The 6,991-nt window shown below is 57.3% G+C and carries 7 protein-coding genes; 2 read left to right on the top strand and 5 right to left on the bottom strand.

Features of this window, described 5'->3' with window-relative positions:
- Positions 1-198: 198 nt before the first annotated feature.
- The 5 genes from ACYQ6M_RS29610 to ACYQ6M_RS29590 all read right to left on the bottom strand — a co-directional run bounded on the left by ACYQ6M_RS29610 (position 199) and on the right by ACYQ6M_RS29590 (position 5,117).
- Entirely contained in the window at positions 199-480 is a 282-nt protein-coding gene (locus ACYQ6M_RS29610) for a hypothetical protein (RefSeq protein WP_460077479.1), read from the bottom strand.
- Positions 481-821: 341 nt separating this feature from the next.
- Positions 822-1,175, bottom strand: a complete 354-nt coding sequence (locus ACYQ6M_RS29605) for a hypothetical protein (RefSeq protein WP_460077477.1) — start codon at positions 1,173-1,175, stop codon at positions 822-824.
- Between the two features lie 22 nt (positions 1,176-1,197).
- Positions 1,198-1,491 carry a hypothetical protein gene (locus tag ACYQ6M_RS29600; protein WP_460077475.1) on the bottom strand — a complete coding sequence of 98 codons (294 nt, stop codon included), beginning with the start codon at positions 1,489-1,491 and terminating at the stop codon, positions 1,198-1,200.
- A 278-nt stretch (positions 1,492-1,769) separates the two neighbouring features.
- Entirely contained in the window at positions 1,770-2,423 is a 654-nt protein-coding gene (locus ACYQ6M_RS29595) for an SOS response-associated peptidase (RefSeq protein ID WP_460077473.1), read from the bottom strand.
- A gap of 813 nt (positions 2,424-3,236) precedes the next feature.
- Complete coding sequence (locus ACYQ6M_RS29590) at positions 3,237-5,117, bottom strand: ParB/RepB/Spo0J family partition protein (RefSeq protein WP_460077471.1); 1,881 nt, start codon at positions 5,115-5,117, stop codon at positions 3,237-3,239.
- A 593-nt stretch (positions 5,118-5,710) separates the two neighbouring features.
- Here ACYQ6M_RS29590 and ACYQ6M_RS29585 point away from each other — a divergent pair.
- Entirely contained in the window at positions 5,711-6,100 is a 390-nt protein-coding gene (locus ACYQ6M_RS29585; RefSeq protein ID WP_460077469.1) for an antitoxin Xre-like helix-turn-helix domain-containing protein, read from the top strand.
- Positions 6,097-6,789 carry an RES family NAD+ phosphorylase gene (locus ACYQ6M_RS29580; RefSeq protein WP_460077467.1) on the top strand — a complete coding sequence of 231 codons (693 nt, stop codon included), beginning with the start codon at positions 6,097-6,099 and terminating at the stop codon, positions 6,787-6,789. Before ACYQ6M_RS29585 ends, ACYQ6M_RS29580 begins: the two co-directional genes overlap by 4 nt.
- The last annotated feature ends 202 nt before the right edge of the window (positions 6,790-6,991 follow it).

Raw genomic sequence — 6,991 nt, 5'->3', positions numbered from 1 at the left:
CCGGCTTCTCTGCCGGTCGATCTTTCATGGGGTAGGCGCGCGGGTCAGGTTCGGAGAAGGAACGCGATCGGGCCGGTGCGCCGGCGCGAACCTGTTGCTTTGGAGGACCTGGGCCGCGCGCCGTAGGGGCGAAGCCCCGCCCCAGGATCCGCCCGGCCCGTCAGGGCTGGTCCGGTCCAGCGGCCTATCGGCAAGCCTTTAATGCCGCCAATTTTCAGGGCTATGTCTGCGGCCATTGATCAAGACACGATTGCGCTCGTCAATCGGCACCCTGCAATGAGAGAGCTGGCCGTCTTCGCTTATTCGGTAAACCGTGCAATCGGTTTCACCGAAACCGTAGATCACGAATTTCCAAGGCCCTTTGCCGTCTTCCCTATCTTGAAAGAAGCCGTTGTTGTTGCGGCACTGCCAGTGCCCGGCCCACCAGACGGCACCGGCCACGCCTTTATCGTCGCGCTCAAAGAGCTCCAATTGAGACATGGCTGAACCTTGCTCTTATATAGGTTTGTTGATTTTTCGGCGGAAAGTGCTACATTTGAGACCGGAGAGAGACGGCAGGTTTCCCCGCCGCCTCCTTTCCTAGATCACGAATTGAACTCGGAGTTTCACTGTCCAGGTGGTCCGAGTTCTTTTCATTTCTAGGGTAACGCTAATGGGTATGAACCACATCGCATTACCTCCGGTTTGAGGGCAAGGCGGTTGCCTCGGCCGGGCTGGCCGATCCCGCCCGGTCGCGCCCCTGGACTGGCGCTGCTGCTTCCGCCCTCAAAACTGATTGGCTCACCGATAGCACATCTGGCGGTCAATAGGTTAACGAGCGGTTAACTTCTCATCCCGCCATACAAGGATTCGTGCGCCTCTTGGATAGCGTCGAACGCCTCTGTCTGGTTGATTTCGTCATTGCTGCAAAGCTCGGGCATTCCAAAGCGTGCAGCGGCCAACTCCCGAAAGTCCCGATAGTCGTCTGCGGCGAGGATTTGGCACTGGATGGCGACCGAGCGCACCATACTGGACACCTCACCCACCCACGCCTCATAGATCCGTCCCACGCGGATGCTATCGAAGCGCTCGGCTGCAAGCCGCAAGGCATTGTTGAATTTCGCTTTCCGGCGCACTGACGGCCAATAGTCTGCGGCGTTTGCATCGACGCTCGGGATCGTCTTCGTTTTCAGCATGTCGAAACCTCCTGTCGATGGATTAGCGGAACGCAAAGCCGGGTTGACTGGCTTGCCCGAAAATCGAGATTTCGAGCCGAACAGCCTCTTGCAGTTCCAGCCGGTACTTACGCGCGCTCCGCAGAAGTCCAAGGCGGGACGAACGCCCGTCAAGCATCCGGCAAGAGCCGAACAGGGAGAAAAGGACGGCCCGGCCAGTAACCGGCTTCACGCCCATTTTTCCGACATAGTATTTCCGTCCGTTGGCGTTGACGGCCTCCGGCTCCTCGCTTGCCCTGATTTGCCGATAGAGTTTCTTCCAGTCGGTGCGGTTCATTTTGTGCTCCTCGTTCGCGGCGTATCGCCTTTCATTTTCCGCGTCGTCGGAAACGGGGGAGCCGGGTCAAGGACCATGGCAGGGGAGGGGATCACCCGCGCGCACAAGGCGCAGCCGCGGAGCGTGGGGATACCCCTGCCATGGCCGCGCAGCGGTTCATCCTTGACCTGGCGGGGGCGGAGCCCCTTTGAGCAAGCAAAAGTCCGGCTCTGGCCGCTCACAGTAGGGGCAACGCCCCTGCCGAGGATCAGCCCGGCCCGTCAGGGCTGGTCCGCGTGTCAGTCCTTACCGTCCTGACGCCCGCCGCGCGCAACAATATCGAGCGTGTCATCCGCGAGAGGATGCTGAAGCTCTTTCGCTTCGTCCCAGGGCGCGGACAGCCAAGTTTCGATTTCTTCCTGCTCCGTCAAAATAACGGGCATGGCCTTCGGGTGGATCGCTCCGACTTCCTTGTTTGGCTCGCACGTCAAAAACGCGAACAGGTCGGCGGTCACTTCGCCTTCCTTCACCTTTCGAACGCTGGTCCAGTTCGTCCAGATACCGGCAAAGACAGCAAGAGGGCGGTCTTCGTTGAAGGCGAACCAGACCGGCTCACGCGCCTTTGAATCAAACTCGGAAAAGGAATTAAACGGGACAACACAACGGTGGTCGATGCTGAGCCAGCGGCGCCAGTGCGGGCTTTTAGTGTTGCGAACGTTCGTCACGCCCTTGTCGGCCGACTTGCCTTTCAGTGCAAATGCCGGTGATGGCATTCCCCAACGTGCCAAGGTCAATTCCCGGTCGGCACCGATATTACGGACGATGGGAGCGGCATAGTCCGGATAGATGCCCGGCTGCGGTGCCAGGTTGCCGATAGTGTCGGCAACTTTCATCGCTCGGGTGAAATCCAGGACGGCTTGCCGCGCCGAAGTGTGGGAGTAGAGATTGCACATCAAACCACATTTCAACAGACGACAAAAAATAACAAGGTATCAGCCCGGCCCATCAGGGCTGGTCCGCTCCCGTGACGAGCTGGCCCGGTCAAGTGGGGCACGCCTTGAGCAGGCTGGTATTGATCTTCGGCGCTTGAAGGAATGGATGGGTCACATGTCCCTCAAGAACACACCTGTGTAAGCCAACCCAACGCCGGTGGCCTTGATATCTGTGTGAAGGCTCTGGATGAATTCTAAACCTAGGCGGGTAGCTTGACCGTGAGTCATCCCAAATTTATGAGGAACCTATTCGATTCCCATGGAGCACCTTAATGATCCTACGTATACTCTTGGTCGCTGGCCTACTTCCCCTTGGCGCTTGTCAGACTGAAGCTCTGAAGACCCCAGCCAGCATTTCTTTCAATCACGTCGACATCTTCAACATTCAAGATACGGCTGACGAGGCACAGGAACATTGTCAGCAGTATGGGAAGAATGCTGAATTCATTCCTGATGATCGACCGGATGGAATGGCGCACTTTAGGTGCGTAAAATAGTTCTCCACTGATGGAGTACGGCCCTGTAGTGCAGTGGCTACGCACCGGACTGCAAATCTGTGTACCGGCGTGTCTCCATAAGATCGAGTTTAGGTGCAAATTGTGAGAGAAACCCTGCCACGAAGCCGGGGTTTTACAGCAGGGAGGAAAGCCGGTTTGGTAGGTCCCCTCACCGGAATTATGGGGAAGAGGACTCCACTGTTGATGATGAGGTTTCCCCGAAGGGGAAAGGCCGCCCTGCGGGAGCTTTCGCAGGGCAGTGTTTCAATGGACAGCGTTACGCTGCCTCTTGAATGACTTCCTCGGACGCAGGAGCTTGGCCTGTGAAAGTCATGATTTTCGGTACCCAACGCGTCCCGGTGACTTTTTCGGCTGCATAGGCTGCGGCTTCCTTTTTCTTCATTTTGAGAACGGGCGCGGCGGCTTCCTCCCCGCAGGCCTGCACGAGACTGTCATGGATGACATCGAGCTTGACGCGGGCGAAGTAGGTTTCGGCGGTCGGCTGGAAGTGATCGGCCATGTCGAGGTCTAGGGCCGCGCCGATCCGGTTGCCGTGATCCACGCCCGCGCCGTTGAAGCCGTCGCCATGGCTGATAGCGTTGATTGTCTGGGCGACAAGTAAAGCTTGCAGCCGAAGCAATTCTTCCTGCGACACACCCATGCACCAATCCCAAAGGTCGGCCGGATCGACAGGTAGAACGGATTTCCAGCTTTCGCGGACGCGTTCGATTGCATCGAGGTCGGCGCATTGGCCCGCCTCCTTGATGCGTGTTTCAAGGCATGCGCTGTCGAGCGACACTTCAACCGCCCCATGGGTCCATGCCGCACGGTGCTCGTACAGCGTCTTGATCGCCATGGAGTGAACGCTAACAACAAGGGCCAGGTTCGGGTTCCGGGCAAGCTCAAGACGGAGCGCTGCGGTCTTGCGAGCGGTCAACTCGGCGACCAGTGCTTTCGAGTGATCGGAACCGGCCTTTTCGTCTGACGCTGTATCAGAGCAGGCTTGTGCAGCCACCTTTACGTCCTTCGGATCGATCAAGCCGCGTTCAATGCGCAGATCGCCATGATAGCCAAGCGACAGGATCGCCCCGGCCTTTGCCTTCTGCTCGTCGCTGAACTCCGGTTTCCAAGCGGCGCGGAAGTCCTCAAGAGCGTTTTCCGCTGCTTCGAAGGCAAGCCGGTCGTCTTCGTCTCCAGACTGGTCGTAAACATCGCCAGTCGTCTCAACCGCGTTTTCCAGTGTTTCAAGGTGCTTCTGTTCCTCGTCGGACAGATCGCGGGCCATGGGATAGACACGACCGTATTTCTGCATATCGGTGTAGTCGATTTCCGGCTGATAGCGGCACCACTTCCAGCCTTCGCCAGCAACCTCAAGGGTGAGTGCGTCGATCTTTTCGGCCACGAGTTTATCAATCAGCACCCCGTCTTCGGCATATCCGCCATCTGTATTAAAGAGGTCACAGATCACCGTGCCGCCCGCTTCGCGGACAGCATCGAGGCCGCCAAGGAATTTGATGCGTTTGTCGGATGCGGGAATTTTGCCATCGGTCAACGCCTGACGAATTTCGCGGCTGCTGCGATAATACGGCGAAAGGTTATCCCAAACCCGTTCCTGTTTTTTATGATCATCACAGACGGTAAATGCCTGCAATTGGGCAAGTTCCATTTCTCCCTTTTCGAAAATCTCGAACAGGCGAGGGGAGACGCGGGCCAGCTTGAGGCGCTTCGTCACGACAAGTTCGGTTTCGCCGAAACGGCTTGCGATTTCGCTGACGGTCTTGCCATCGTCGGCCATCTGCTTGAAAGCCCGGTATTCATCGGCAGGGGACATGCCCTCGCGCATGATGTTTTCGGCAAGGCTGATTTCGGTTGCGTCAGCCTCGTCACTGAGAACGCACGTCACCTTGACGGATGCGGGCATTCTCTTGTTGGAAATCAAGTGTTCAATTGCCCGGAATCGACGCCCGCCAGCGGTCACAAGGTAGGTTCCCTTTTTCTCACCTGGGCGCACGACAAGGTTCTGCAGGACGCCAACTGAGGCGATGCTTTCAGCAAGCTCAAGGATGCCTGCCTTCGTGTAGGTCTTGCGGACGTTCTTCGGATCGAGCGCCAGTTTCGAGAAAGAGATTTCAAGGCGGTTTGTGTCGGTCTTGGTCATTTGGTTTGCTCCTGTTTCCATGAAACTTGACCGTTGCGGCTCGTTTCATTTTCCGCGTCGTCGGAAACGGGGGAGGGCGGTCAGGGACCGGAAAGGCGGAGGGGTGTCCCCGTGCGCACAAGGCTAGAGCCGCGGAGCATGGGGAGACCGCTTTTCCGGCCGCATAGCGGTTTATCCTTGACCGGCCGGGGGCGGAGCCCCGCTAGCAAATCAATGTCTGGCGCAGCCAGGCAGATATCTGCAAAGCAGATCCAGCGCGAACGATCGTACCCCGAATGGGCCGAGACAAAGGCGGTTTCGGCCGATGGACTATCTTGCCGGTGGAAGGCTCTTTGAGACTTCTGCCGGCTTTAGACAAGTCCCGGCAGAAATCGTGTTTGGCTCGGCGGAGGCCGCATAGCGGCCGGAAGAGAGCGTAGACCAGTAGGACGCGCCCAACACTTCAGAACAACCGCACGAAGTCAGAGACGGCGATTGTCTGCAGCAGGACACCAAAATTTCAATAACAATGCGATCAAATCCTCTAAAGTGGTCATATGAGCTTGAATATTTGGTCAAATGGACCCATTCTATCCACTATGGAGGATACTGTAATGGAAAGTGCAGTCGAAGATCGTCCGGCAACCAGCGTCCAGTCGGTTGCCTTGAAAGCCTTCAGCCGAATTGCCGACGCCTGGTCCTTGACGGGCCGGGAAGCGGCCGCCCTCGCCGATATGTCGGACTCAACCTGGAAACGTGCCAAGAAGCCGGGTTTTTCAGGTGAGCTGACCCGTGACCAGATGTTGAGGCTCAGTGCATTGGTAGGTCTTTACAAGTCGCTGGAGCTCTATTTCAACGCGCCGATTGCCGAGCAGTGGATCAAATTGGCCAATCGCGGCCCCGAGTTTGACGGACAGAGGCCGGTCGATGCAATGATCCACGGCGGTTTGCCGAAGATCCTGCGTGTACGGACCTATGTCGACGCGCTGCGGGGTGGCGCTTGAAGATCACCGCAATAAACGACCGGGGACTGGTTCGCCTGATCCCGGCAACATATCACAAGCCACCGGTTCTGCGCGGTCTCGTCGATACGGAAGAGGAAGCAGAAATTCTCGCCGAACTTGAAGGGGAAACCAGTGCCCGCTTGGTCGCTGAACGTGACGGCAGTCCCGCACTTGACCGCCGGGAACTGGTTTTCGCGCGCCGAGCGCGTGACCTGAAACTCTATGGCGAAAGCCATATCAATGCGGCCTTCACTTACACACGGCCGACCGGGAACCGCTTCAACAGCGGCGAAAGGGGAGCGTGGTACTGCAGCTATAACGTTCTCACCTCTGCCGAGGAGGTTGGCTTTCACCGCACCAGGGAACTCGGGTATATCGGTATCTTTGAGGATGAGGCCCGGTACGTTGAGCTTCTTGCTGATTTTATTGGCGACTTTCCGAACCTTCGAGACACTCCCGAACATCCAGCACTGAGCTCCAATCCTGACATTGGGTATCCAGAAGGCCAGACACTTGCCGCAACGCTTAGGCGAGAAGGCTATCGAGGATTGCTCTACCCTTCTGTTCGTCACGAGGGAGGGCGTTGTTTTGTCGCCTTCGATCCAGGCATCATTCAAAACGTTCGACCAGGAGCTAGCTGGAAGCTGTTGTGGAATGGCTCGCCGGCGTACACTATCGAAGGGATTTGAGCTGACCCGCGCTTGTTTTGCCCAAGACGTTTCGGGGCGTCCAAAGGAGTCTCGCCAAACCGTATTTGGCTCGGCCGAGGCTGTCCGGCTGCCGAAATAGAGCCTGGTTCGGCAGGTCCCCTAACATCTCGTAGATCAATTTACTCGGCTGAACGGGACTGCTAGGAACAGGGATCCGTCCTCTTCACTCACATTTTGTGCG

It is taken from the genome of Roseibium sp. ROS1 (assembly GCF_054658215.1).
This window is presented reverse-complemented; position numbering and strand designations above follow the sequence as displayed.

What these genes read in the sequence shown, in the direction of transcription:
- ACYQ6M_RS29605 (WP_460077477.1), bottom strand. Translation starts at nt 1,175, where the DNA reads ATGCTGAAAACGAAGACGATCCCGAGCGTCGATGCAAACGCCGCAGAC.
- ACYQ6M_RS29600 (WP_460077475.1), bottom strand. Translation starts at nt 1,491, where the DNA reads ATGAACCGCACCGACTGGAAGAAACTCTATCGGCAAATCAGGGCAAGC.
- ACYQ6M_RS29610 (WP_460077479.1), bottom strand. Translation starts at nt 480, where the DNA reads ATGTCTCAATTGGAGCTCTTTGAGCGCGACGATAAAGGCGTGGCCGGT.
- ACYQ6M_RS29585 (WP_460077469.1), top strand. Translation starts at nt 5,711, where the DNA reads ATGGAAAGTGCAGTCGAAGATCGTCCGGCAACCAGCGTCCAGTCGGTT.
- ACYQ6M_RS29595 (WP_460077473.1), bottom strand. Translation starts at nt 2,423, where the DNA reads ATGTGCAATCTCTACTCCCACACTTCGGCGCGGCAAGCCGTCCTGGAT.
- ACYQ6M_RS29590 (WP_460077471.1), bottom strand. Translation starts at nt 5,117, where the DNA reads ATGACCAAGACCGACACAAACCGCCTTGAAATCTCTTTCTCGAAACTG.